The 22,951-nt window shown below is 33.0% G+C and carries 26 protein-coding genes; 22 read left to right on the top strand and 4 right to left on the bottom strand.

Translation table 11 applies throughout. The annotated features are described in order from the left end of the window. Window positions 1–90: 90 nt before the first annotated feature. From tig to pyrF, 15 genes are all read left to right on the top strand, one after another. Entirely contained in the window at window positions 91–1,404 is a 1,314-nt protein-coding gene (gene tig, locus CHAB381_RS00105) for a trigger factor (protein WP_011991485.1), read from the top strand. Continuing rightward, on the top strand, window positions 1,404–1,991 hold the full coding sequence (gene clpP, locus CHAB381_RS00110) for an ATP-dependent Clp endopeptidase proteolytic subunit ClpP (protein WP_011991486.1): 588 nt from the start codon (window positions 1,404–1,406) through the stop codon (window positions 1,989–1,991). The genes tig and clpP overlap by 1 nt, the downstream gene beginning before the upstream one ends. Then, window positions 1,988–2,503 (top strand): peptide deformylase, encoded by a 516-nt coding sequence (gene def / locus CHAB381_RS00115; RefSeq protein WP_011991487.1) that lies wholly within the window; start codon window positions 1,988–1,990, stop codon window positions 2,501–2,503. Before clpP ends, def begins: the two co-directional genes overlap by 4 nt. Beyond that, the gene (locus CHAB381_RS00120; RefSeq protein ID WP_011991488.1) at window positions 2,500–4,017 is read left to right on the top strand and encodes a YifB family Mg chelatase-like AAA ATPase; all 1,518 of its coding nucleotides are present in this window, start codon (window positions 2,500–2,502) and stop codon (window positions 4,015–4,017) included. The genes def and CHAB381_RS00120 overlap by 4 nt, the downstream gene beginning before the upstream one ends. Then, window positions 4,014–5,486 (top strand): bifunctional ADP-dependent NAD(P)H-hydrate dehydratase/NAD(P)H-hydrate epimerase, encoded by a 1,473-nt coding sequence (locus tag CHAB381_RS00125; RefSeq protein WP_011991489.1) that lies wholly within the window; start codon window positions 4,014–4,016, stop codon window positions 5,484–5,486. Before CHAB381_RS00120 ends, CHAB381_RS00125 begins: the two co-directional genes overlap by 4 nt. After that, window positions 5,468–6,046 carry a phosphoribosylglycinamide formyltransferase gene (gene purN, locus CHAB381_RS00130; protein WP_011991490.1) on the top strand — a complete coding sequence of 193 codons (579 nt, stop codon included), beginning with the start codon at window positions 5,468–5,470 and terminating at the stop codon, window positions 6,044–6,046. Before CHAB381_RS00125 ends, purN begins: the two co-directional genes overlap by 19 nt. Before the next feature lie 282 nt (window positions 6,047–6,328). Continuing rightward, window positions 6,329–7,633, top strand: coding sequence for a hemolysin family protein (locus CHAB381_RS00135; protein WP_041570430.1), 1,305 nt, complete (start codon window positions 6,329–6,331; stop codon window positions 7,631–7,633). A gap of 27 nt (window positions 7,634–7,660) precedes the next feature. Next, entirely contained in the window at window positions 7,661–8,506 is an 846-nt protein-coding gene (locus tag CHAB381_RS00140) for a fumarate hydratase (protein ID WP_011991492.1), read from the top strand. A gap of 10 nt (window positions 8,507–8,516) precedes the next feature. Next, entirely contained in the window at window positions 8,517–9,077 is a 561-nt protein-coding gene (locus tag CHAB381_RS00145) for a Fe-S-containing hydro-lyase (RefSeq protein ID WP_011991493.1), read from the top strand. Window positions 9,078–9,695: 618 nt separating this feature from the next. Then, entirely contained in the window at window positions 9,696–10,412 is a 717-nt protein-coding gene (locus CHAB381_RS00150) for a TerC family protein (protein ID WP_011991495.1), read from the top strand. A gap of 32 nt (window positions 10,413–10,444) precedes the next feature. Next, window positions 10,445–10,888 carry a protoporphyrinogen oxidase HemJ gene (gene hemJ, locus CHAB381_RS00155; protein WP_011991496.1) on the top strand — a complete coding sequence of 148 codons (444 nt, stop codon included), beginning with the start codon at window positions 10,445–10,447 and terminating at the stop codon, window positions 10,886–10,888. 83 nt (window positions 10,889–10,971) lie between these two features. Further along, a complete protein-coding gene (nhaA, locus tag CHAB381_RS00160) occupies window positions 10,972–12,162 on the top strand; it encodes a Na+/H+ antiporter NhaA (protein WP_011991497.1) in 1,191 nt (396 codons plus the stop codon). Then, a complete protein-coding gene (gene ribH / locus CHAB381_RS00165; protein ID WP_011991498.1) occupies window positions 12,149–12,619 on the top strand; it encodes a 6,7-dimethyl-8-ribityllumazine synthase in 471 nt (156 codons plus the stop codon). The genes nhaA and ribH overlap by 14 nt, the downstream gene beginning before the upstream one ends. A 1-nt stretch (window position 12,620) precedes the next feature. Continuing rightward, window positions 12,621–13,016 carry a transcription antitermination factor NusB gene (gene nusB, locus CHAB381_RS00170; protein ID WP_011991499.1) on the top strand — a complete coding sequence of 132 codons (396 nt, stop codon included), beginning with the start codon at window positions 12,621–12,623 and terminating at the stop codon, window positions 13,014–13,016. Next, window positions 13,013–13,696 carry an orotidine-5'-phosphate decarboxylase gene (gene pyrF / locus CHAB381_RS00175; RefSeq protein WP_011991500.1) on the top strand — a complete coding sequence of 228 codons (684 nt, stop codon included), beginning with the start codon at window positions 13,013–13,015 and terminating at the stop codon, window positions 13,694–13,696. Before nusB ends, pyrF begins: the two co-directional genes overlap by 4 nt. Before the next feature lie 142 nt (window positions 13,697–13,838). On the opposite strand, the gene CHAB381_RS00180 is transcribed toward pyrF, so the two are convergent. The 4 genes from CHAB381_RS00180 to CHAB381_RS00195 form a co-directional block, all read right to left on the bottom strand. Beyond that, window positions 13,839–14,651: a M48 family metallopeptidase gene (locus tag CHAB381_RS00180; protein ID WP_011991501.1), complete on the bottom strand. Its 813-nt coding sequence runs from the start codon at window positions 14,649–14,651 to the stop codon at window positions 13,839–13,841. A 315-nt stretch (window positions 14,652–14,966) separates the two neighbouring features. Further along, window positions 14,967–15,887 carry an AEC family transporter gene (locus tag CHAB381_RS00185; RefSeq protein ID WP_011991502.1) on the bottom strand — a complete coding sequence of 307 codons (921 nt, stop codon included), beginning with the start codon at window positions 15,885–15,887 and terminating at the stop codon, window positions 14,967–14,969. 266 nt (window positions 15,888–16,153) lie between these two features. After that, the gene (locus tag CHAB381_RS00190) at window positions 16,154–17,128 is read right to left on the bottom strand and encodes a putative transporter (RefSeq protein ID WP_011991503.1); all 975 of its coding nucleotides are present in this window, start codon (window positions 17,126–17,128) and stop codon (window positions 16,154–16,156) included. After that, window positions 17,121–17,534, bottom strand: a complete 414-nt coding sequence (locus tag CHAB381_RS00195; protein ID WP_011991504.1) for a hypothetical protein — start codon at window positions 17,532–17,534, stop codon at window positions 17,121–17,123. Before CHAB381_RS00195 ends, CHAB381_RS00190 begins: the two co-directional genes overlap by 8 nt. A 320-nt stretch (window positions 17,535–17,854) precedes the next feature. On the opposite strand from CHAB381_RS00195, the gene moaC reads away from it, so the two are divergent. From moaC to CHAB381_RS00230, 7 genes are all read left to right on the top strand, one after another. After that, entirely contained in the window at window positions 17,855–18,325 is a 471-nt protein-coding gene (gene moaC / locus CHAB381_RS00200) for a cyclic pyranopterin monophosphate synthase MoaC (protein WP_011991505.1), read from the top strand. Continuing rightward, entirely contained in the window at window positions 18,303–18,569 is a 267-nt protein-coding gene (locus CHAB381_RS00205) for an HP0495 family protein (RefSeq protein ID WP_011991506.1), read from the top strand. Before moaC ends, CHAB381_RS00205 begins: the two co-directional genes overlap by 23 nt. Window positions 18,570–18,578: 9 nt before the next feature. Continuing rightward, the gene (locus CHAB381_RS00210; RefSeq protein ID WP_011991507.1) at window positions 18,579–19,790 is read left to right on the top strand and encodes a hypothetical protein; all 1,212 of its coding nucleotides are present in this window, start codon (window positions 18,579–18,581) and stop codon (window positions 19,788–19,790) included. A 64-nt stretch (window positions 19,791–19,854) separates the two neighbouring features. Then, complete coding sequence (gene rpsU / locus CHAB381_RS00215) at window positions 19,855–20,067, top strand: 30S ribosomal protein S21 (RefSeq protein ID WP_011991508.1); 213 nt, start codon at window positions 19,855–19,857, stop codon at window positions 20,065–20,067. A 94-nt stretch (window positions 20,068–20,161) separates the two neighbouring features. Next, window positions 20,162–20,785 (top strand): helix-turn-helix domain-containing protein, encoded by a 624-nt coding sequence (locus CHAB381_RS00220; RefSeq protein ID WP_011991509.1) that lies wholly within the window; start codon window positions 20,162–20,164, stop codon window positions 20,783–20,785. 352 nt (window positions 20,786–21,137) lie between these two features. Next, window positions 21,138–21,686 (top strand): GTP cyclohydrolase I FolE, encoded by a 549-nt coding sequence (gene folE / locus CHAB381_RS00225; protein ID WP_408610325.1) that lies wholly within the window; start codon window positions 21,138–21,140, stop codon window positions 21,684–21,686. Between the two features lie 71 nt (window positions 21,687–21,757). Beyond that, the gene (locus tag CHAB381_RS00230; protein ID WP_011991511.1) at window positions 21,758–22,948 is read left to right on the top strand and encodes a NifS family cysteine desulfurase; all 1,191 of its coding nucleotides are present in this window, start codon (window positions 21,758–21,760) and stop codon (window positions 22,946–22,948) included. Window positions 22,949–22,951 lie beyond the last annotated feature (3 nt).

Consider the following 22,951-nt stretch of genomic DNA (forward strand, 5'->3'; position numbering starts at 1 on the left):
TAAAGTGTGCTAAAATTATTTTATGCATATTATAAATTAAGCAAAATTTTGATATATTTACAGACATTTTTAAATTTTTAAAGGAATTTTATGGAAATAAGTGCAAAACTTACAAACTCAGCAAATGCTCTTGCAAGCACAAAAATACCTACTGCAAGTATCAATGAGAAAGTAAATGAGTTGGCAAAACAAACAGCCAAAAAAGTTAGAATTGATGGTTTTAGACCAGGTAAAGCACCTGTAGCAGCCGTTTTAAAAAGATATAAAAAAGAGCTTGAAGATGATGCTAAAAACGACATTTTTAGAAATTTTGTTGATGAAAGTTTGAAAATTTTAGGCAAAGAAAAAAATGAAATTTTAGGCGAGCCGATTTTCTCAAAATATGAAGAAAAAGACGGGATTATAGATGTTGAAATGAAAATGTCGTTTCGCCCTGAAGTAAAAATTGATGGATATGAAAAATTTATTCCGGAATTTGCCACTCCAAGAGTTACCAAAAAAGAGATTGATGAAAAAATAAATGAATTTTTACTAATGATAGCGCCACTTGAAAAATCAGATAAAGAAGTCCTTGAGAAAGGCGATTTTGCAAAATTTGACTTTGAGGGTTTTGTGGATGACAAACCTTTTGATGGTGGAAAAGCTCAAGATTATGTTCTTGAAATTGGCTCAGGTAGATTTATTCCGGGATTTGAAGATGGTATGCTCGGTATGAAAATAGATGAAGAAAGAGATATAAAAGTAAAATTTCCCGAGAATTATCAAGCTGAAAATTTAGCTGGAAAAGATGCGATTTTTAAAGTAAAATTACATGAAATTCAATGTAAAAAAATAGGCGAACTTGATGACGAAACTTTAAAAAGACTAATGCCGGGTGAAAAAGAGCCGAGCAAAGAAAAATTTGAAGCGCAAATTAAAGAACAAATAAGAGCCGATAAGATGGCAAAACTCATAAATGAAGAGTTAAAACCGAAATTTGCAGATATTATAGTGGAAAATTTTATTTTTGATATGCCTGAAATCATCTTAGAGCAAGAAATTGATTTGCAATTCCGCAATGCATGGGGAACTTTCAGTAAAGAAGAGATTGAAAATTTCCGAAAAGACAAAGACGCTTTGACTAAAAAACGTGATGAATTTAGAGATGAAGCTGTAAAAAGCGTAAAAATGACATTTTTAATTGATGAAATCGCAAAAGATAGAAAAATTCAAGTAAGCGATCAGGAACTTGTAAGTGCTGTATATATGGAAGCCTACAGATATGGTATGGATCCTAAAAAACATCTTGAAGAATATCGCACAAACGGATATTTGCCTGTTGTAAAAATGGCATTGCTTGAAGAAAAATTGTTTAACGATATTTTTAGTAAAGATAAAAAAAGCGAAAAAACTGAGGAAAAATAATGTTTGTGCCTTATGTAATCGAGCGAACCAGCCGTGGAGAGCGCAGTTATGACATTTATTCGCGTTTATTAAAAGATCGAATTGTTATGTTAAGCGGTGAAATAAATGATGAAGTGGCAAGTTCGGTCGTAGCTCAACTACTGTTTTTGGAAGCCGAAGATCCGGATAAAGATATTTATTTATATATCAATAGTCCAGGTGGAGTGGTTACGAGCGGATTTAGCATATATGACACGATGAATTACATTAAGCCGGCAGTCAGCACGATTTGTATAGGTCAAGCCGCTTCTATGGGGGCTTTTTTATTAAGTTGCGGTGAAAAAGGCAAAAGATATGCACTTCCAAATGCCAGGATAATGATACATCAACCGCTTGGCGGCGCACAAGGACAAGCTACCGATATAGAAATTACCACAAAAGAAATTTTAAGAATAAAAGCTACTTTAAATAAAATTTTAGCTGAAAATTCCGGACAAAAACTTTCTAAAATAGAAAAAGATACTGATAGAGATTTTTATATGAGCGCGCAAGAGGCTGTAAAATACGGTCTTATAGATAAAGTTCTTGAAAAAAGCCTAACGGAATGATTTTGGAAATTTTGACATATCCGAATAAAAAACTCTATCAAAAATCAAAAAAAGTAGAAAAATTTGATGACGAACTTGGTAAATTTTTAGATGATATGTACGAAACTATGATTTCAAAAAAAGGAATAGGACTTGCTGCAATTCAGGTCGGTCGTCCTATTCGCGCAATTGTAATAAATTTAGTCGATGAAAACGATGAACAAAAAAAAGAAAATTTACTTGAAATTATAAATCCTGAAATTTTAACTCAAGAAGGTGAGATAATATATCAGGAAGGCTGTCTATCGGTTCCAGGATACTATGAAGATGTAAAAAGAGCCGAATTTGTAAAACTGGGATTTCAAAACCGTTTCGGTGAAACTAAAGAAATGGAAGTTCAAGAGCTTTTAGCTGTTTGTATCCAGCACGAAATCGATCATCTTGACGGGCATCTGTTTATAGAAAAAATCGGCTATAACAAACGAAAAAAATTTGATAAAGAATTTAAAAAACATTTAAAAGAAAAAAAATGAAATTTTTAAAGTGTGCGACTTTTACCGATACGCTGACCGAAGTAGATGTAGAATCCACACTTTTAAGGGGACTTCCAGGCTTTAAAGTTGTAGGTTTGGCAGGAATTACCATTAAAGAAAGTGAAGAACGCGTAAAATCTTCTTTAAATGCTTTAAATTTCAAATTTCCGGCACAAAAAATCATAATAAATTTAAGCCCTTCCGACACTCCAAAAAACGGCTCACATTTTGATCTTGCTATAGCGCTTTTGATAGCTTTAGGGCGTGAAAATTTTGAAAGTGATATATTTGTTTTCGGTGAATTGGGGCTTGACGGTGCATTAAAAAGCACAGCTTCTCTTTTTTCAATTTTACTTTTTTTGAGCGCGAAGATAAAACACGCTAAAATTTTGGTTCCTAAACAGATTGCTTTAAAAGCTGCAGCTATTCCAAATTATGAAGTTTATGCGGTAGAAAATTTAAGTGATGCGGTTAGATTTTTTATGGACGATGATTTTGCAAAAACCTGCCTTGTTCGTGAAATTCATCCGCTTTTTAAAAATGTTCTTGAAATTTGCGGCGAAAAATATGTTGCAAATAGCGATTTTTCGCTTGATTTTGCTGATGTAAAAGGGCAGGACAGGGCAAAAAGAGCCAGTTTAATAGCGGCAGCAGGAATGCATAATATCATTTTTGAAGGAAGCCCCGGAAGCGGTAAAAGTATGTGTGCTAAGCGTATCAGATACATTTTGCCGCCGCAAAGTCTAAAAGAAGTTATGCTTGCAAGCGCTTACGAATCGTTAAATAGCAAAGATGTCGATTTTAGCGCTCTTAGACCGTTTAGAAGTCCTCATCATACATCTACTAGAAGCTCTATTTTCGGTGGCGGATCAAATGCTGCAAAAGTCGGTGAAATAGCACTTGCAAATGGTGGAGAACTATTTTTTGATGAGTTTCCGCACTTTTCAAAACAAATACTTGAAAGTTTGCGTGAGCCGCTGGAAGACAATAAAATTTTAATATCACGCGTAAATTCGAAGGTCGAATATCAAACTAAATTTCTTTTCGCAGCCGCTCAAAATCCATGTCCGTGCGGAAATTTGTTTTCAAAAAATCTTACCTGCACCTGCTCTTTTAACGATATAAAACGATATAAAAGCGTAATTTCAGCACCTATTTTAGATAGAATTGACATTTATGTCGCGATGGATGAAATTTCGCCTTTCGATCGAAGCGGCATTACAAGCAGTGAAATGAGTGAGCGGGTTTCGGCGGTTTTTAATATTGTCAAAAAACGCGGTCAAAGCGAACTGAATGGTAAAATGAGCGATAAAGATGTCATTAAGTTCTGTAGGCTAGAAAAAGATGCTAAAAATGTATTTGATATGGCGGTTTCTCGCTATAATTTATCTCAACGAGGAATTATAAAAACGTATAAAGTAGCAAGAACCATTGCTGATCTTGCAAACCGCGAAATTATCGATAAAAGCAGTATTTTAGAAGCTTTGAGCTTTAGAATAAGGAATGAAATTTGAAAAATTTATATTTTAGCAGCGATGAATTTGATAAAAATGCATCTGAAAATTTTGGGCTTAGCGAAAAAATTTTAATGGAAAATGCGGCTTCTAAAATTGAAATTGAAATTCGCAAAAAACTAAAAAAACATCGTAAAATTTTAGCATTGATAGGAAACGGAAATAATGCAGCCGACGGAATTTGCGCTTTAAGAAGATTATCCGGAGATTTTAAGTGCTATGCACTTTTTCTAGGTAAAAAATCAAACGAAATGTTGGAATTTCAAATGCAAATCGCTAAAAAAGTCGGAGTGGAATTTATACATTTATTTGAAATTTCAGATGAAAAATATAATGACAGGTCCGCTTCTTTAGAATGCAATGAAATTTCACATGAAAAATTGGTAAAATTATTAAATAGTAGCGATTGTATAGTTGATGCCGTTTTTGGAAGCGGATTTCACGGTGATTTGTCACCACAAATATCTTATATTTTATACGAAGCGAATAAAACAAAGGTTTTGAAAATCGCAGTTGATGTTCCAAGCGGTTTGCGTAAAAATGGAAGCACGGCGAATGAAATTTTTAAAGCTGATATTACAGTTACAATGGGAGCGCTCAAACTTTGCCTTTACAGTGATATGGCAAAAGATTTTGTAGGTCATATAAAATGCGCTAATTTAGGCATTTGCGAGCAAAATTTTACAAAAAATTTAACGCAGGATTTTTTACTGACAAAAAAAGATCTGGTATTACCATGCAGAAACAAACAAAATACTAACAAAGGAGATTTCGGACATGTTTTTGTTAGCTGCGGCGATATGAGCGGAGCGGCTGAAATTGCAGGACTTTCGGCACATGCAATAGGCGCAGGACTTGTTAGTATTGTTAGCGATAGAGGGCTTAAAATTTCACCGCTTCTTATGCAAAAAAAATCTTTAAATGGTGCTAAAATCGTAGTTATCGGTTGCGGGTTAGGAAAAGTTGACATAAATTTTAATGAGTTGACGGATAAAATTTGTGTTATTGATGCAGATATGTTTTATAAAGATGAACTTTTGGAACTTTTACAAACAAACAAAAATATGGTATTAACGCCACATCCAAAAGAATTCGGATCGCTTCTTAAAATTTGCGGAATCGGCGAACTCAGTGTGAGCGAAATTCAAAATGCCCGTTTTGAGTTTGCCAGAAATTTCAGTCTTAAATTTCCTCAAATTTTAGTTTTAAAAGGTGCAAATACAATAATAGCGTATAACGGAAAACTTTATATAATGCCTCTTGGAAGTTCAAAACTTGCAAAAGGTGGAAGCGGAGACGCGTTAGCAGGCATAATAGCAGGATTTATAGCGCAAGGTTATGAGATATTAAATGCCGCTATTAACGGTGTTTTGGCTCATGCATTAAGTGTTGAAAATTGTAAAAAAAACGATTATTCAATAAACGCATTTGATATTGTGGATGGTTTAAAATGGTTACGAAAAAAATAGCAGTGCTTTTTAGCGGTAGCGGAACAAATTTGGAAGCGATTTTACAAAAGCTTCACGGTAAAATTTTTGGAGATATAAAAATTGAAGTTGTAATGACACTAACTAACAAACCGGATGCCGGCGGTATAGTAAAAGCCGCAAAATATGGACTAACAAGTGTTGTTATGGACAATAAAAAATTTGCAAGCAGAGAAGAGTTTGATGCCGCTTTGGTTGATGAAATAAAAAAATATGATGTTGATTTAGTCGTTTTGGCAGGATTTATGAGAATTCTTACGCCTATTTTTACTGAAAATTTGCGCGCTATAAATTTACATCCTGCGATTTTGCCACTTTTTAAGGGCGCACACGCAATCGAAGAAAGTTATAAAAGCGATATGCAAGTTGGTGGAATTACAGTGCATTGGGTTTCAGCCGAACTTGACGGCGGAAAAATAATCGCCCAAAAAACTTTTTCACGTAAAAATCGCACGTTTGAAGAATGGGAAGCCAAAATTCATAAACTTGAGCACAAATTGTTACCAAAAACTATTGTTGAAATTCTGAAAAAAGATCAATAAACGCGGCAAGAATTTTATAACTGGAAATTTAATAGTTTTAAGTTGAAAAAATTTATTTATAAATTAAACGTTGTATTTTGACGATATCCCAAAAATACAACTTAAATTTTAGGTTAAAATTAAATCATACATAATTTTTTATATAATTTCAGTTGATAGAAATTCTAAATTAAGCGAAATTTTAAATATCATAAAAGTATTTTAAATTTATAAAATTTTGCTATAATCGGCTATTTTAAATTTTAAAGGATTAAAATTTTGGACACGGATCACTCGTTTATTATGTTGATTCTAGCTTTCGTTTTTATACTTTTAAACGCATTTTTTGTTTTATCTGAATTTTCAATTGTAAAAGTCAGAAAAACTCGCCTCGAAGAACTTGTCAAAGACAAAATTCCCAATGCGAAACTGGCTCTTGATATGTCAAATAAACTTGATACTTATTTAAGCGCCACGCAACTTGGCATAACGCTTAGTTCTCTTGCTCTTGGATGGATTGGAGAACCGGCGGTGGCTTGGTTTATTGAAAAGCCGATGGTTGCGATATTTCATATGAATGAAGTGGCTATTCATTCGATAGCTTTTATTGTAGCTTTTACGCTTATTACCCTTTTACATGTCGTAATCGGTGAATTGGTTCCAAAATCAATCGCAATTGCAAAGGCTGAAAAAGCTGCACTTTTTGTATCAAAACCGCTTCATATTTTTTGGATAATTTTTTCACCCGTTATTAAAATTTTTGATCTTTTATCTATCGGAATTTTAAAACTTATAGGCATAAAACGTGCCAAAGATAGCGATTTAAAGCATTCGGAAGAAGAAATCAAAATAATTGCAAGTGAGAGTTTAAAAGGCGGAGTGCTTGATTCGCTGGAAACCGAAATTATAAAAAATGCGGTTGATTTCAGCGATACCGTAGCAAAAGAAATAATGACACCAAGAAAAGAACTTATATGTTTGAATAAACAAAAAAGTTTTGATGAAAATTATAAAATCATATTGGAATCAAAATTTACAAGATTTCCTTATATAGATGGAAATAAAGATAATGTCCTTGGAATGATTCACATAAGAGATATTTTAGGACAAAAAGACATTAAAAATTTTGATCAGATAATGCGAAAAATTTTGATTGTTCCGGAAAACAGTTCTATTGCTAAAATTTTACCGATGATGAATAAAGAAAGACTTTTTGCTGCAGTAGTAATTGATGAATACGGCGGAACGGCGGGATTTATCACTATGGAAGATATTGTGGAAGAAATTTTCGGTGATATAAATGATGAACACGACGAAAACCAACCAATTTACAAAAAACTTGGTGAAAATATATTTGAATTTCGTGGCAGAAGTGAAATAGAAGTAGTTGAAGACATAATGAATATCAGCTTCGATGATGAGACGGAGCAAATGACAATAGGCGGATATGTTTTTAATCTTTTGGGTTGCTTGCCGATAGTAGGAGACAAAATCGAAGACGAAAACTGTATATATGAAGTTTTAAAAATGGATGGCAGATCTATTTATAGTTTAAAAGTAATAAAAAAAGAAGTTCATGCTACGAATAAAGATAAAATAGATGAATAAAATTTTCAAAATTATGGAAGGTCTGATATGAGAGAAATCAAATATGATGATATCGTTGAAGCTGTGGCAAATCTTTGTAAACAGGCGTGCTGTATTGTAACGCCTGATATGAAAGAGGCATTCAGAAGTGCTGCTGTAAAAGAAATTTCACCGCTTGGAAAAGACATAATATCCAAAATAATACAAAACGGTAAAATAGCCGAAGAAAAACATATGCCGATTTGTCAAGACACCGGAATGAGTGTCGTATTTTTGGAAGTGGGCCAAGATGTTCATGTGATTGGCGGATACATAGAAGATGCAATAAATGACGGTATAGCAAAAGGTTACACGGAAGGTTATTTGAGAAAATCTGTCGTAAACGAACCTATTTATGAGCGTAAAAATACAGGAGACAATACTCCTGCTGTAATAAATACAAGAATTATAAAAGGCGATAAAATTAGAATTAAGGTTGCACCAAAAGGTTTTGGCAGTGAAAATAAATCTATGCTAAAAATGCTTGTTCCTGCAGATGGCCTGGAAGGTGTAAAAAAACTGTTTTTGGAAGCCGTAAAATATGCAGGACCAAATTCTTGTCCGCCTTTAGTAATCGGTGTGGGAATCGGAGGAACTATGGATAAAGCGGCGCTTTTAGCTAAAATTGCCGCAGTGCGTGAAGTAGATAGTAAAAATCCGGATCCTAGATATGCAAAACTTGAAGACGAACTTCTTGAACTTGCAAACAAAACCGGTGTTGGGCCTCAAGGACTTGGCGGAATTACAACCGCGCTTAAAGTAAATGTAGAATGGTACCCTACTCACATAGCAGGACTTCCTGTAGCTATAAATATCAATTGCCACGCAGCAAGACATGCCTCAATAGAGCTTTAAAGGAGTAAAAATGTCAGAAGTAAAACATATAAAAGCACCGTTTGACAAAGAAGTAGTAAAAACTCTAAAAGCAGGAGATAATGTTTTAATCACTGGCACGCTTATAGTAGCTCGCGATGCCGCCCACAAAGCTATTACGGAAGCACTTGCAAGAGGTGTAAAATTGCCCGTTGATTTTACAAACGAAACTATTTATTATATGGGTCCTACTCCTGCCAAACCTGGGCAGGCAGTAGGATCCGCCGGACCTACTACAAGCGGCAGAATGGATAAATACACTAAAACAATGATTGAAGTCGGTAAAATAAGCGGAATGATTGGAAAAGGTTATCGAAGCAAAGAAGTTATCGATTCTATGATTAAAAATTGCGTTGTTTATATGGTTGCAATCGGTGGAGCCGGCGCTTTAATCAGTCAAAGTATTAAAAAATATGAGATTTTGGCTTATCCTGAGCTTGGTCCTGAGGCACTCGCGCGCATAACGGTAGAAAATTTTCCTGCAATTATCGCTATAGATTCGCAGGGGAATAATTTTTACAAAGTAGGGCAGGCGCTTTATAAAAAGATTTGATTTATAAACGTTTGCAAAGAATGTAATATAAATTCTTTATACCTTTAATTTTATTATCACAAAAATATGGCTTTTTTAAATCCGTTAAATTTCAGTTATGTTAAAATTCAGCTAAACGGAATAAACAGTTTTTGTACTTCATACTTTAATTCTTAATCGCAACTTTTTTAAATAAATTTTTAAAAATGCACTATCGGTGTGTAAAATTTTAGATTTTGTTTTTGTTATCAATTTTATATTCAATTTATTTCAATGTATATGATTTTAAAATTTTTTATTTTTGATTACTTGAATAAGACTTTTTATATTTTTAAATTTTCTTGTCAAACTTGCCAAAAAAGTTTTTTATTACTTGTTTTTACAACTCTTCAATCTTCTATGTTTTTTATTAAATACCTTCTTAAAAATGTATCTTTTGGCAAACGAAAGCAAAAATTTACATTTACAAATTTATAAAAATTTCAAAAAATCGCTTTGCTTTAATCGTTTATCACCTGTCATTCAAACAAAAGCGATATATAAAATTTTAAAATCGCGCGTGTTAAATTTTTAGTTTTGTATTCAAAAAAATAAAAAATTTTATGCTACAATAAATGCGGAATTTTAAAAAGGTTAAAAATGTTTGAGTGGATGTATTCGCCTGAAGCGTGGATTAGTCTGGCTACGCTTACCGGTTTGGAAATCGTTTTAGGAATTGATAATATCATATTTATTGCGATTTTATGCGGAAAATTACCTGTGCAACAAAGAGCCAAAGCGCGCGTGCTCGGTCTTGGTCTTGCTATGATTACCAGAATTTTATTGCTTTTAAGTATAGTTTGGATTATGAGTCTTACAAAACCTTTGTTTTCCGTATTTTCACAAACATTCAGCGGACGTGATTTAGTGCTTATAACAGGCGGGCTTTTTTTGTTGGCTAAATCTACAAGTGAAATTCACGGAGATATTGTAGGCGAAGAAAACAAAATAAATGCAAAAACTCATAGTTTTTTTGTCACACTTATTCAAATTGCCATTTTAGATATCGTTTTTTCGCTTGATAGTGTAATTACAGCTGTCGGTATGGCCGAGCATTTGCCGGTAATGATTTTAGCGGTTGTTGTAGCTGTAATTATAATGATGTTTGCAAGCGGTGTGATAGCTAAATTTGTAGATGAAAATCCGACTATAAAAATTCTGGCGCTTTCATTTTTGATATTGGTCGGTGTTTCGCTAATAGGCGACGGATTTAAGTTTCACATACCGAAAGGTTATATATATTTTTCAATGGCATTTTCGCTTGGTGTGGAGCTTATAAACATCAAATTGCGTAGCAAAACACGCAAAGCAAGTTAAAATTTTATTAAATTTATTAAGGAGAAAAATTTATGAGTGTTGATGCATATTTATGGTTTAAATTTTTGCATTTTGCGGCTTTTATTTCGTGGATGGCGGTGCTTTTTTACCTTCCTCGCCTTTATGTTTATCACGCCGAAAATATTGACAATAAAGATTTCGTAATTCGCGTAAAATATATGGAAAAAATGCTTTTTCACGCAATCGGCTGGATTGCCATGGGATTAACCATTTTTAGCGCGATTATGCTTATAATAGCAAAACCGGGGCTTTTAAAAGAAGGATATTTTCATCTTAAAATGACAGCCGGTGCACTTATGATAGCTTATCATTTTTGGCTTTTTTATTATCTTAAAAAATTTGAAAAAGATGAATGTAAAAAAAGCGGTAAATATTTTCGCGCTTTAAATGAAATTCCTACCGTTTTGATGTTTGTAATACTTTACGCGATGCTTATTATGCCTTTTAAAATGTAAAATTTTGAATATTTTTTAAATTTCAATTGAAAATTTATATTTTTTATCATAAAATACCGAATTAACTTTAAAAGGACAAAATTTTGCGTATTTCAATTAAAAAAATTTTAGATAACGAAAGTACGGCAGGTATTTTTTTGCTTGCAGCTGCTGTATTTGCACTGATTTTTTCAAATGTAGGTTTTTTGCACGATATTTACAGACATTTTTTAGAACTTCCAATTGTAATAGGAGTTAGTGATTATAAGCTTGACAAACCGCTTGAATTTTGGGTAAATGACGCTTTAATGGCGATATTTTTCTTTTCTATCGGCCTGGAACTTAAAAGAGAGCGTATAGAAGGTCAACTTCGCCATTTTTCACAAGTTTTTTTACCGAGTTTTGCTGCTATTGGCGGAGTTATATTTCCTGCTGTTATTTTTGCCGTTATAAATTTTTCAGATTCTCATGCGCTTCGCGGCTGGGCGATTCCAACGGCTACTGATATCGCTTTTGCGGTCGGTGTTATGGCGCTTTTAGGACGTAGAATTCCTACCAGTCTTAAAATTTTTGTACTTACACTTGCGATAATGGATGATTTATGTGCCATCGTTATTATCGCTTTATTTTATTCGACTGCGTTAAATTTTACATATTTAGGGCTTGCATTTGTCTGCTTTTTAGTACTTTTAGTAATGTGTAAATTAAAAATTCCGCAAAAAATTCCATTTGTAATTATGAGTATTTTGCTGTGGATTTTTGTTTTACACTCAGGTATACACGCGACAATTGCCGGTGTTGCAGCAGGATTTTGTATACCTATAAATACAAGTCGCGGCAATTCAATGCTTAAAGAGATGGAAAGCTCGCTAGGATATTTTGTAAATTATGTGGTTTTGCCGCTGTTTGCATTTGCGAATGCAGGTGTGGATATGCGCGGTATGCAAATTTCTTACCTTTTCGGTCCTGTTCCGTTAGGAGTTATGCTTGGGCTATTTTTAGGTAAACAACTCGGTATTTTTACATTCAGTTGGTTTCTTATAAAAATGAATATTGTAGGTATGCCGGATCGCGCAAATTTTAAACAGTTGTATGCTGTCGCCATAATTTGCGGAATCGGCTTTACTATGGCATTATTTGTGGATAATTTAAGTTATGGCGGAAGTGATCTTTATCATCATACAGATAAGCTTGCTATTTTGCTTGGCTCTATAATTTCAGGAGTTGTCGGATATTTCGTAGCAAAAGCAGTAGGAAATAAACCAAAAAAAGGGATAAAAAATGAATACAATTGAAGGAAAACTTACTTTAACCGGAAAAGAAAAAATTGCAATAATAAATGCAAGATTTAATCATATAATAACAGATCGTCTTGTTGAAGGTGCAAAAGATGCATTTATGAGACATGGCGGAGATGAAAAAAATCTGAGTTTGATTTTGGTTCCGGGAGCTTATGAAATTCCTTTTGCACTTGATTTGGCGATAAAAAGTTCAAAATTTGACGCAATTTGCTGTGTTGGGGCTATAATTCGCGGAAGTACTCCTCATTTTGATTATGTAGCAGCGGAAACTGCAAAAGGCATAGCCCAAACTACACTAAAATACGGTATTCCTGTAAGTTTTGGCGTTCTTACGACTGAAAATATCGAGCAGGCAATTGAAAGAGCCGGAAGTAAAGCCGGAAATAAAGGTTTTGAAGCAATGTCAAGCGTTATCGAGATGCTTAATTTATATAAAAATTTAAAGGCTTAAAATGGCGACCCGTCATCAAGTTAGAAATGCTGTAGTTTCACTGCTTTATGCAAAAGAAATGGGCAGCGAGATGAATGATTTCGTAAGCGAATATCTGGAAGAAAAAAGAATACGAAACGATCAAAGAAAATTTGCAGATAAACTTTTTAACGGCGTTTGCAAAAATGTAAATCAAATAGACAATGAGCTTGATAAATATCTCAATGAGTATAAAATTTCACAAATAGGCACAGTTGAGCGTGCTATTTTGCGTCTTGGCGCATATGAAATTATGTATGAAGCAATTGATAAGGCAATTATCATAAATGAAGCGATTGAGCTTGCAAAAGAGTTGGCCGGTGAAAGTTCGCCAAAATTTATAAACGGTGTATTGGATAGAATCGGAAAAGTAAAATGAAGCTTTGTGTAGCATTGGATTTAGCTAGTAGGGATGAAAATTTAGCTATTGCTCGCGCGTTAAAAGGGCTTGATATTTGGCTAAAAGTAGGGCTTCGCTCATATCTTAGAGATGGAGCGAATTTTTTAAACGAACTTAAAAAAATAGATGATTTTAAAATTTTTGTTGATCTTAAAATTTACGATATTCCAAATACAATGGCAGATGCAGCCGAAGTGATATCGAATATAGGTGCAGATATGATAAATTTGCATGCTAGCAGCGGTTTACGAGCCATGAGCGAAGTTATGAACAGGTTGGCAAATTTGCGTGAAAAACCATTGGTACTTGCGGTTTCCGCTCTTACAAGTTTTAGCGATGACGAATTCTACGAAGTTTACAATCAAAACATAGATGAAGCGGTACTTAAAATGAGCCAAAACGCTAAAAATGCAGGACTTGACGGAATGGTTTGTTCCGTTTTTGAAAGCTTGGCAATAAAAAAAGAGTGCGGAACTGATTTTATAACTTTAACTCCTGGAATTAGACCTTTTAAAGGGAACTCTGATGATCAGAAAAGAGTCGCAAATATCGTTATGGCGAAACAAAATTTAAGTGATTTTATCGTTGTCGGTCGCCCTATTTATAAATCTTTTAATCCTCGCGAAACGGTAGAAAAAATATTGCAAGAAATTTTATAAATTTCTTGCGTCATATATTTTTATTCATGATAAATAAAGTATATTTTACTTGAAAATAGCATTGAACAATTAAATTCTTTGTAAATTTTTGTTATATTTTAGTTTTTTAATAAACAGGAATTTTAAAATTCCTGTTTAAAATTTATTTTTGCTTTTTAGATGCTTCATAAATCGGCATAACTTTTGGAAGCATTTTTTGCAAACTTTCTATACGATTTTCATCGCTTGGGTGAGTAGAAAAAAATTCCGCCGGTTTTTTACCGACATTCAGCTTCGACATTTTTTTCCAAAGATTTAAAGCTGCATTCGGATTATATCCTGCGTGCGCCATAAGCTCAAGACCGATGATGTCAGCTTCCGATTCATGTTTTCTTGAAAACGGTAAAGAAAAAGTGTATTGAGAAGCCATATTTACAAGTCCTGTCGCCGTATCATTAAGTCCTACCGCAGCGGCCAAAACTGAAATTCCAAGATTTTTTGTACTTTCGGTTGAAGCTCTTTCGCGACTATGTTCGCGTAGAGCGTGAGCTATTTCATGTCCTATAACTGCTGCAAGTTCGGCATTTGTAGGTTTTATAGTATTTAAAAGCCCTGTAAAAACTGCAATTTTGCCTCCCGGCATACACCATGCATTTACTTCGTCACTTTTTATGACATTTATTTGCCAATCCCAATTTATCGCATCTTCACGGAAAAATCCTACTTGTTTTATGAGATTTTTTGAAATTTCACGAACCTGTTTTGTTTGAGACGGATTTGTATTTAATGCATGTACGGATTTTGCTTTATTTATTGTTTGCTGATAAGCCAGTTTCGCATTTTCATCCATAGTTTGTTCGCTGACTATCATAAACTGAGATCTATCAGCACCTATAGCACCACCTTTTGTTGTGCTGGCGCAACCGCTAAATAAAAATACTGCAAGAGCCGCAATTAAAAAAGAAATTTTTCTCATTTTATGCCTTTATCAATTTTTTAAATCAAATTGTAGCTTAAAATTTTAATTTTTGAATAAATTTTAAAAGTATTTAATCCAAATATCATAGTTTAGGGCTTAAAAAATAGCATAATATAATGTCAAACAGAGCATTATTGTTTAAATATAAAAATTTCAATGAGAGCGTGAAATCAGAATTAAAATTTTTATTTTTATCATGCGTTTATGTACAAAGACGCTTTTAAATATTTTTTATAAAAGCTGAAATTTTAAACAAATTTTATAATTAAAACTTCATAAACAGAAATTTTAAAAATAAAAATTCAATTAAGCTTAAAATGTGCTAAGTCCGGTCAAGATATTCAATAAAATAGGCAATGTTATTACGCTTAAAACCAAACCGAACGCTACGGAGCTTGCGGCCAAATTTGAATCAAGTTTCGCTTTCATAACCATAACGCAAACAATTGTTGCAGTCGGCATAGATGATTCTAAAACGGCTATTAGCGTTGATTTATCAAATGCAGCGCCGAAGCATTGCAGTATCAGTATAAAGATTGCAGGAGCTAAAATCATCTTCATAAATAATACAATAACAGTGCTTTTGTAAGAACTTTTAATTGCGTTAAAGCCAAGGCTAAGTCCAATCGCAAAAAGTGCAACGGGCGTAGCGGAACCGCCAAACATTCTAATAGGCGCAAAAACAAACTCAGGTATTTCAAAACCTTTTAATGCCAGACCAAGCACAAGTCCGATAAAAGGAGGGAAATAAATTATCGTTTTGATATTTTTTACAATCGTAACTTTTTCACCGTTATTCATAGCTAAAATAAGCGGAACCAATATCGAAATAGGAATGGCGCCGGCAAGAGAATCATACATAATAACTTCGCCTACAAACTCCTCTCCGAAAACATTTGAAACTACAGGCATTCCTACGAATAATGTATTTCCAAAAGCACTTAAAACAAACATTGAAAGAATTGTAGGTTTTGAAAATTTAAAAACTCTGCCGATAATTACGCTTATAATTCCAGCCAAAGATGTAGAAATAAAACCTGCAAAAATAAGCAAGATAAGCGAAAAATTAAAATTCAAATGATAAATTTTATCAAAAATCAGACAAGGCAATGCGAAAACTACAACGAAATCAAATAAAGAGCGGCTTTGTTTTTGTTTTAAAACTTTTATCAATTTGGAAATATAGCCACCTGCAAGCAGAATAAAAATCGTAAATAAAGATTGATAAATCATATTTAACCTTTGAAATTTTAAATTTAAGCTGATAAAAATACAACCGAATTTTTTATAAATTATAAATGTTTTCGAAATTTTGCGTTTACGAAAGGAAAAATTTATTTCATAAATTTAAAATTTTATAAAAATCATAATGTTTGTTTATTAAACGCAGGCGGATTTTAATAAAATTTTACAAATATTTTTTATAAAAATCGGCGTTTTTTTTGAAATTTCGTTTATAATTGTTTACAAAATATTTTTTAAAGTTTCTTTGTAAAATTTTAAGTTTTATTTTTATAGCCTATATTTATTTCAAATTCATCAAGTCTTTTAAAGATTGAGCGCAGTTCTGTAATAGTAGTCCAGTTTTCTATAAATACACTGAAACTTTCTCTTACTTGCGAAAAGGCATTTGAAACCTGAACCAAAACTCCAAGTGTGATAACGTCTGTAAACAGTCCGTTTCCCATAAGCATATACGGAACTATTACGAGAAATTGTGAAAATGATATAAGCCAAATATTAAAATATCCGTAATGCAAAAACAATCTGTAATAGTTAAATTTAAGTCCCGTGAAAAGCTCCATTACAGTTTCAGGGCGACCGAAATTCGCTTTATTGTTTTCCGCTAATACAAGCTCTTTTCTAAATGCGGCTTCGACTTTTTGATTATTGTATTCAAGGTGTGGAAGTTTAATTCCTACAAACCACGAAATAACAAGACCTCCAAGGCTAATTCCAAGTGCCGTCCAAACAAGAGAACCAGGAATGTCTTTTAAATACGGAAGTGTCATTTTTTCGCTTAAAATCCACAAAACAGGCACAAACGCGATTAATGTCATAACGGCTCTTAGAACTTTTACGCCAAGATCTTCCATAATCTTACCGAATCTGTAAATATCTTCCTGAATACGTTGAGAACTTCCTTCTATATCGTTTTTGCAATTACGCCAAAAACCGAGATAACTGAATGTAATGGCTTTTCTCCAACGAAAAACCCAGTGACTTGCAAAAAATGCAACAACCATATAAGTAACAACATAAGGCATTGCGATTTGCAAAAAAAGCATTATATAATGCCAAAATTCACTTACATTGTGATCTTTTACATTTTGCATAATATCGTAAAATTCCTGATACCATTCATTTATTCGAACATTTAAATGCGTTTGATAAACAAGCAGTAAAATTATAAACAAAGCTCCGCCATAAGCCCATAAAGCCCACTTCTTGGAAGCGAAAAAGGATTTAAACATCTGATTGCTTTTTTACATCAAATTCTATAAATTTACCTGTGGGCTTTTCGCCGTCATAAATTTCGGCGTGGTATCTCATGATGCTTAAAATACACGAACTGAGCATAAATGTTGCGCTGTAAGTTCCGTTCGCATCTTTTTTAAGCGGTGCTGAAATTTCGCCCATATACATATTTATGCCTGTAAAAATTATTTTCGGATCTTTCAAATCTTTTAAATTTTTAATCAAAATTTTATGTTTTTGCATAGCTACGGCAGGGCGTGGCAAAATTTCAAAACTAAGCCCCGAATTTTCACAAATTTGTGAGTTTAAATCGCAAGGCAAAGGCGGTAAATTATTATTTGAAGCTATTTTTTCATCGCAACCGCTTAAAAAAAATAACAATATAAAAAACAGATATTTCATAAAAAATCCTTTGACAAATTATACATTTTTAGGCTAAATTTTTGAAATTTTTGCTAAAATTAAATCGGTTTTTCAAAAATGAGTGAATTTTATCTTTTTTATATCATAAAAAATAGAAGTTTGCTATTTTTTCAAAGTAGCAATCTTGTAAAATTTATTATGTTTAAATTTTAATTTTAAAGTTTAAATTTAATTTAAAATTTGTTAAAAGTTGAGGTGTATCATTTTGTTGTCCGACAAGATAAAAACCTCCTTTTTGTAAAGCTTGGGCGTGAAAACGTCCAAGCTTTTTTTTATGCTTTAAATTTCAAGGAAAAAAAATGCTGACACATATCGATGAAAATAATAATCCTAAAATGGTTGACGTAAGCGCAAAAAATGAAACCGAACGAAAAGCCGTTGCAAGCGGAATTATAAAGATGAGCCGTGAAGCGTATGACATTATCAAATCAGGCACCGCGAAGAAAGGCCCGGTTTTACAAACTGCAATAATTGCTGCAATTATGGGCGCAAAAAAAACAAGCGAACTTATTCCTTTGACACATCCTTTAAGTATAACAAGCGTAAAAACCGAAATTGAAGAACTTCCTGAAATTCCTGCTTTTAAATTATTTGTAAGTGTAAAAATAAAAGATAAAACAGGTGTTGAAATGGAAGCGCTAACAGGAGTTAGCATCGGACTTCTTACGATTTATGATATGATAAAAGCTGTGGATAAAGGTATGCAAATAAGTGAAATCCAACTTGAAAGTAAAAGCGGAGGTAAAAGTGGCGAATATTTCAGGTGCTAGTTGTGAGAAAGCAACAATTGAATATCCGTTATTATGGGAATACAAAGCTGTTTTACAAAACGAAGTTAGCGCCAAAGAAAAAATTGAAAATTTGTTGAAAAATGAAAATTTTAAGATAGAATTTTCAAAATTCAGCAAAGGCGGAAAGTTTATAAGCTTTAAAATTCGTGTTTTTGTTCGTGATGAAAAGCATAAAAACGCCATTTTCGAACTTTTGGCTAAAATCAGTAAAATTGTATTATAAGGAGATTGTATGCAAAGATTTTATAATGAAATTTGCGAACTTGTTTTTGATAAAGAAAAATTAAACAAAAAAATAAAAGATTCGGTTTTTGAAATTTGTGTAGACGAATTTAAAAATACGGACGATAAAACACAAAAAAGCGCAGAACTTGCAAATGAGTTTTTAAAAGATTTGGATAAACTGGAAATTTTGGATAAGCAAACGCTTGAAATTACATTGAAAAGTATAAAAAATGCGTTAATTTCCGACGAAGAACATTATCTTTTTAAGCTTTTATATGAATTTGAAAAACTTAAAAAACAAATCGGCGCACAAAAAGATGAGATAAAAGAGATAAGCGCAAAAAGTTTTAAAAGTATTGAAAACAGTATAAAAAATACCGATTTATCAAAAAAAGATGAAATTCTGAACTTCATAAATGATATTTTTATTGATGAACTTGAAATGAAAGGAATTTTAAAAGAAGTAAGCGAAAGCGCCTTTGTTTCGGCTATTGAAAATGCCGAAGATGTGCTTGAAACAAGCTATGAAATTTCAAAAAATCTTGTATATCATGCGATTTTGGAAGGTGAGTTTAATAAAGTTAGAATATTAGGAATTTGCAAAGTGATTATGAAATCTGCAATTTCAATTGCAAATGAAAGTAAAATTTTTGCTGATGAACTTGTAAATGGCGCTATAAAAGGCGCTAATGATGCCATTGCCAAATGTATTGAAAAATTTCAAAACGATTTGAAATTTGCTCCCGATGAGATAATAGAAAATTTTAATAAAAATAAAGCTGAACTTGATACTCTTGAAAGTGATTTTATATCGCTTCTAAGATCGTTCGGTGCTCACGTAAACGATCCTGCAAAAAGTGTAATAAATGAAATTTTACAAAATGACTATGACAGCTTTTTAGCAAAATTTAAACGTGTAAGCAGCGATTTCAGCGCAGCAATATCACAAAAAATCGATGAACTTAATTTGGAAGATTTGAGCAAAAATATAAGCGCGAAATTTGATGAAATCAGGCAAGAAATCAGCCAAAAAAGTTCACAAATCGCTCAAAATTTAGAAATTGACGAAAAAATTTCAAATATAAAAAAAGAAATCAGCGAATTGGAAAAAATCGCAAGCCAAAATCTTAGCGGCAAAGTAAAAAATATAAGCGAAAAAGCCAAAGAACTTGGCACTCGCGCATTTAACGCCGCAAAAAATTCCATCAAAAAAAAGTAATTTGACTAAAAATTATTTTTTGGATAAAATTGAAGCTTATTTTTATTGAAAGGTGGTGATTTGGATGCCTGGTATAAAGGTTTATCCAAATGAGTCATTTGACGAAGCGTATAGACGTTTTAAAAAGCAAACTGATAGAAATCTCGTTGTTACTGAAGTTAGCGCGCGCAGATTTTTCGAACCGATGACTGAAATTCGCAAAAAACAAAAAATTTCAGCACGTAAAAAAATGCTTAAAAGACTTTATATGTTAAGACGTTACGAGTCAAAACTCTAAGCCAATAACTAACTAACAAGCTTTTGTTAGTTAGTTTTATTCATATTTTATTTCATTTTATGTATAATACATAACAAAATTTTAAAGGTTTGTTATGCAAAAATTAAGTGTCGCTGAAGCTGCCAAAAAACTCGGTGTCTCAAAAGAAGCGATTTATAACCGAATTCGTAGAAATAAGCTTAAAACAACAGATGAAGACGGCGTAAGATTTGTCATTTTTGATGACGACGAGCCGATACTAACAAAACAAACCAAAAAAATTTCAAACAGTGATGGATTTATAGATTATCTTTTACAGGAAATTGCCGAATTAAAGGCTCAAATTTCGGATTTAAATGAGCAAAAAGACGAACTTTTTCATCAAAAAGAGGAAATTTTAATTGCAAATAAAAACGAAATCAAACAAATGTATAAAGAGCGAGATGAAAAACTCAGCTATTTTCTTTCATTTTTTGAAAAGCCGCTTTTAGGCATAAAACATACGCCAGATAATGATAAAACAAAAGACGAAGCACTTGAAATTTTCCCTGATGATGATTGGGTTTCAATCGGTGAATATTTGCGCGCGCAAAAATTATCTCACAAAAAAATTATAAAAGCCAGAAAAATTATCATAAAAAATATCGGCAAAACTCCGCTTATAAAAATAAAAAACGATATTTTACTTGTACATAAAGAGTTGGATATAGCAATTTTAAAGCAAATAAAGAAAAAATAAAATTTCGGTTTTTATTAAAGATTCTACAAATGCCGCTTTAAATTTTACCTGCAATAATCGCATTTTATTCGCATATAAAAAATGGTATTTTTTAAATAAAAATATGTAATAAAATTGTGTAAAAATTTAAATTTTTAAGTTAGACAAAATATAACTGAAATTCTTTTATTATCACAGCTTGCAAAATAACGGCACGATAAATAACAACCAAAAACTGCAATTTTTTTAAATATTACTGAAATTTTAAATTTAGCCTTTATGCTTCTTTTACTTAAAATATTGTAAAATCTAACCTTTAAATTTTTAAGGGCAGATTATGGACGAACAATCAAAAATAGAAATTGAAAAACATATGCAAGAAATTTTAAGATTAATCGGTGAAAATCCTGAGCGCGACGGACTTGTAAAAACGCCTGAGCGCGTTGCGAAATCTTTGGAATTTTTAACAAGCGGCTATAGAATGGAACCGAAAAATGTCTTAAATGACGCACTTTTTTCCAGCACAAACAACGAAATGGTACTTATGAAAAATATTGAGTTTTATAGTCTTTGCGAGCACCATTTATTACCGATTATAGGGCGCGTTCACGTGGCTTACATACCGAATAAAAAAGTTGTCGGGCTTAGTAAAATTCCGCGTATGGTAAATATTTTCGCGCGCAGACTTCAAATCCAAGAGCAAATGACGGAACAAATCGCAAATGCGATTCAAGAAGTTGTGCATCCTTTGGGTGTCGGAGTGGTTGTAGAAGCGCGTCATATGTGCGTTGAAATGAGGGGTGTCGAAAAGATCAATTCCATTACCACAACTTCGGCTTTAAGAGGAAGTTTTATAACAAGAGCCGATACCAGAAAAGAGTTTTTTGACTTAATCAATTCACCTAAGAATTTTGCTTTTTAAAAAAATTTAACTTTTATTTATTCAAAAGTTTTAATATTTGAGATAAAAATTATCCTAATTAAGGAATGGTTATGAGAGTTTATTTAGATAATAACGCTACAACGATGATAGACCCTGAAGCAAGAGAGCTTATGCTGCCTTTTTTGAACGAGAAATTCGGTAATCCGAACTCACTTCATGATTTTGGCAGCGAAACTCACCCGGCACTCCGTAAGGCTATGGATCAGCTATATACTGCACTAAATGCCAAAGATAGCGATGATATCATAGTTACAAGCTGTGCGACTGAGAGTAATAACTGGGTTTTAAAAGGCATCTATTTTGATAAAATTATCACCGGTGAAAAAGATAATATCATTACTACATCGGTTGAACACCCTGCGATTGGCGAAACATGCAGTTTTTTGGAAACTCTTGGTGTAAAAATTATTCGTCTTGGCGTAAATACGGACGGAAATATAAATTTAGACGAATTGAAAGAAAAAATTAACGATAAAACCGCACTTGTGAGTATAATGTGGGCAAATAATGAAACGGGCACGATTTTTCCTATCAGGGAAGCTGCCGAAATTGCTCACGCTCACGGAGCGCTTTTTCACACGGACGCTACGCAAGCGGTTGGCAAAATAAAAGTAAATGTTCAAAAAGAAGATATGGATTTTATGAGTTTTTCAGGGCATAAATTTCATGCGCCAAAGGGCGTAGGTGCGCTTTTTATAAAAGACAGTATTCCGCTTACCAGTTTGCTTCACGGCGGCGAACATATGGGAGGACGTAGAAGCGGCACATTAAATGTGGCAGGAATCGTGGCTATGGGAAAAGCTATTGAAATTGCGGATAAATTTATAGACTTTGAAAACTCGCATATTAGACGTTTGCGTGATAAACTTGAAAATGCTCTGCTTGAAATTCCGGATGTTGGCGTTGTCGGCGATAGAAAATTTCGCGTTCCAAATACAATTTTAGCTTCCATTAAAGGTGTTGAAGGTGAAGCCATGCTTTGGGATTTGAATAAAGCAGGCATTGCAGCCAGCACCGGTTCGGCCTGTGCCAGTGTTACACTTAAAAGCAATCCTATCCTGGAAGCAATCGGCGCGGATAAAGAGTTGGCGCATACGGCGCTTCGTTTGTCACTTTCGCGTTTTAACACGGAAGCTGAGATTGATTATGCAATTTCTCATATCAAATCGGCAATCAACAGACTTCGTTCTATTTCAAGTACATTTGCTTACGCACCGGATGGTTATAAAAGCGGATTATAAAAA

The organism is Campylobacter hominis ATCC BAA-381, from assembly GCF_000017585.1.
In the GTDB taxonomy this organism is placed as follows: domain Bacteria; phylum Campylobacterota; class Campylobacteria; order Campylobacterales; family Campylobacteraceae; genus Campylobacter_B; species Campylobacter_B hominis.

Coding starts and splice junctions, on each gene's coding strand:
- rpsU (WP_011991508.1), top strand. CDS start 19,855: ATGCCTGGTATAAAGGTTTATCCAAATGAGTCATTTGACGAAGCGTAT.
- def (WP_011991487.1), top strand. CDS start 1,988: ATGATTTTGGAAATTTTGACATATCCGAATAAAAAACTCTATCAAAAA.
- CHAB381_RS00195 (WP_011991504.1), bottom strand. CDS start 17,534: ATGAAATATCTGTTTTTTATATTGTTATTTTTTTTAAGCGGTTGCGAT.
- moaC (WP_011991505.1), top strand. CDS start 17,855: ATGCTGACACATATCGATGAAAATAATAATCCTAAAATGGTTGACGTA.
- folE (WP_408610325.1), top strand. CDS start 21,138: ATGCAAGAAATTTTAAGATTAATCGGTGAAAATCCTGAGCGCGACGGA.
- CHAB381_RS00135 (WP_041570430.1), top strand. CDS start 6,329: ATGTTGATTCTAGCTTTCGTTTTTATACTTTTAAACGCATTTTTTGTT.
- CHAB381_RS00145 (WP_011991493.1), top strand. CDS start 8,517: ATGTCAGAAGTAAAACATATAAAAGCACCGTTTGACAAAGAAGTAGTA.
- CHAB381_RS00140 (WP_011991492.1), top strand. CDS start 7,661: ATGAGAGAAATCAAATATGATGATATCGTTGAAGCTGTGGCAAATCTT.
- CHAB381_RS00210 (WP_011991507.1), top strand. CDS start 18,579: ATGCAAAGATTTTATAATGAAATTTGCGAACTTGTTTTTGATAAAGAA.
- CHAB381_RS00190 (WP_011991503.1), bottom strand. CDS start 17,128: ATGTTTAAATCCTTTTTCGCTTCCAAGAAGTGGGCTTTATGGGCTTAT.
- nusB (WP_011991499.1), top strand. CDS start 12,621: ATGGCGACCCGTCATCAAGTTAGAAATGCTGTAGTTTCACTGCTTTAT.
- hemJ (WP_011991496.1), top strand. CDS start 10,445: ATGAGTGTTGATGCATATTTATGGTTTAAATTTTTGCATTTTGCGGCT.
- purN (WP_011991490.1), top strand. CDS start 5,468: ATGGTTACGAAAAAAATAGCAGTGCTTTTTAGCGGTAGCGGAACAAAT.
- CHAB381_RS00230 (WP_011991511.1), top strand. CDS start 21,758: ATGAGAGTTTATTTAGATAATAACGCTACAACGATGATAGACCCTGAA.
- CHAB381_RS00185 (WP_011991502.1), bottom strand. CDS start 15,887: ATGATTTATCAATCTTTATTTACGATTTTTATTCTGCTTGCAGGTGGC.
- pyrF (WP_011991500.1), top strand. CDS start 13,013: ATGAAGCTTTGTGTAGCATTGGATTTAGCTAGTAGGGATGAAAATTTA.
- CHAB381_RS00150 (WP_011991495.1), top strand. CDS start 9,696: ATGTTTGAGTGGATGTATTCGCCTGAAGCGTGGATTAGTCTGGCTACG.
- CHAB381_RS00220 (WP_011991509.1), top strand. CDS start 20,162: ATGCAAAAATTAAGTGTCGCTGAAGCTGCCAAAAAACTCGGTGTCTCA.
- CHAB381_RS00180 (WP_011991501.1), bottom strand. CDS start 14,651: ATGAGAAAAATTTCTTTTTTAATTGCGGCTCTTGCAGTATTTTTATTT.
- CHAB381_RS00120 (WP_011991488.1), top strand. CDS start 2,500: ATGAAATTTTTAAAGTGTGCGACTTTTACCGATACGCTGACCGAAGTA.
- ribH (WP_011991498.1), top strand. CDS start 12,149: ATGAATACAATTGAAGGAAAACTTACTTTAACCGGAAAAGAAAAAATT.
- clpP (WP_011991486.1), top strand. CDS start 1,404: ATGTTTGTGCCTTATGTAATCGAGCGAACCAGCCGTGGAGAGCGCAGT.
- tig (WP_011991485.1), top strand. CDS start 91: ATGGAAATAAGTGCAAAACTTACAAACTCAGCAAATGCTCTTGCAAGC.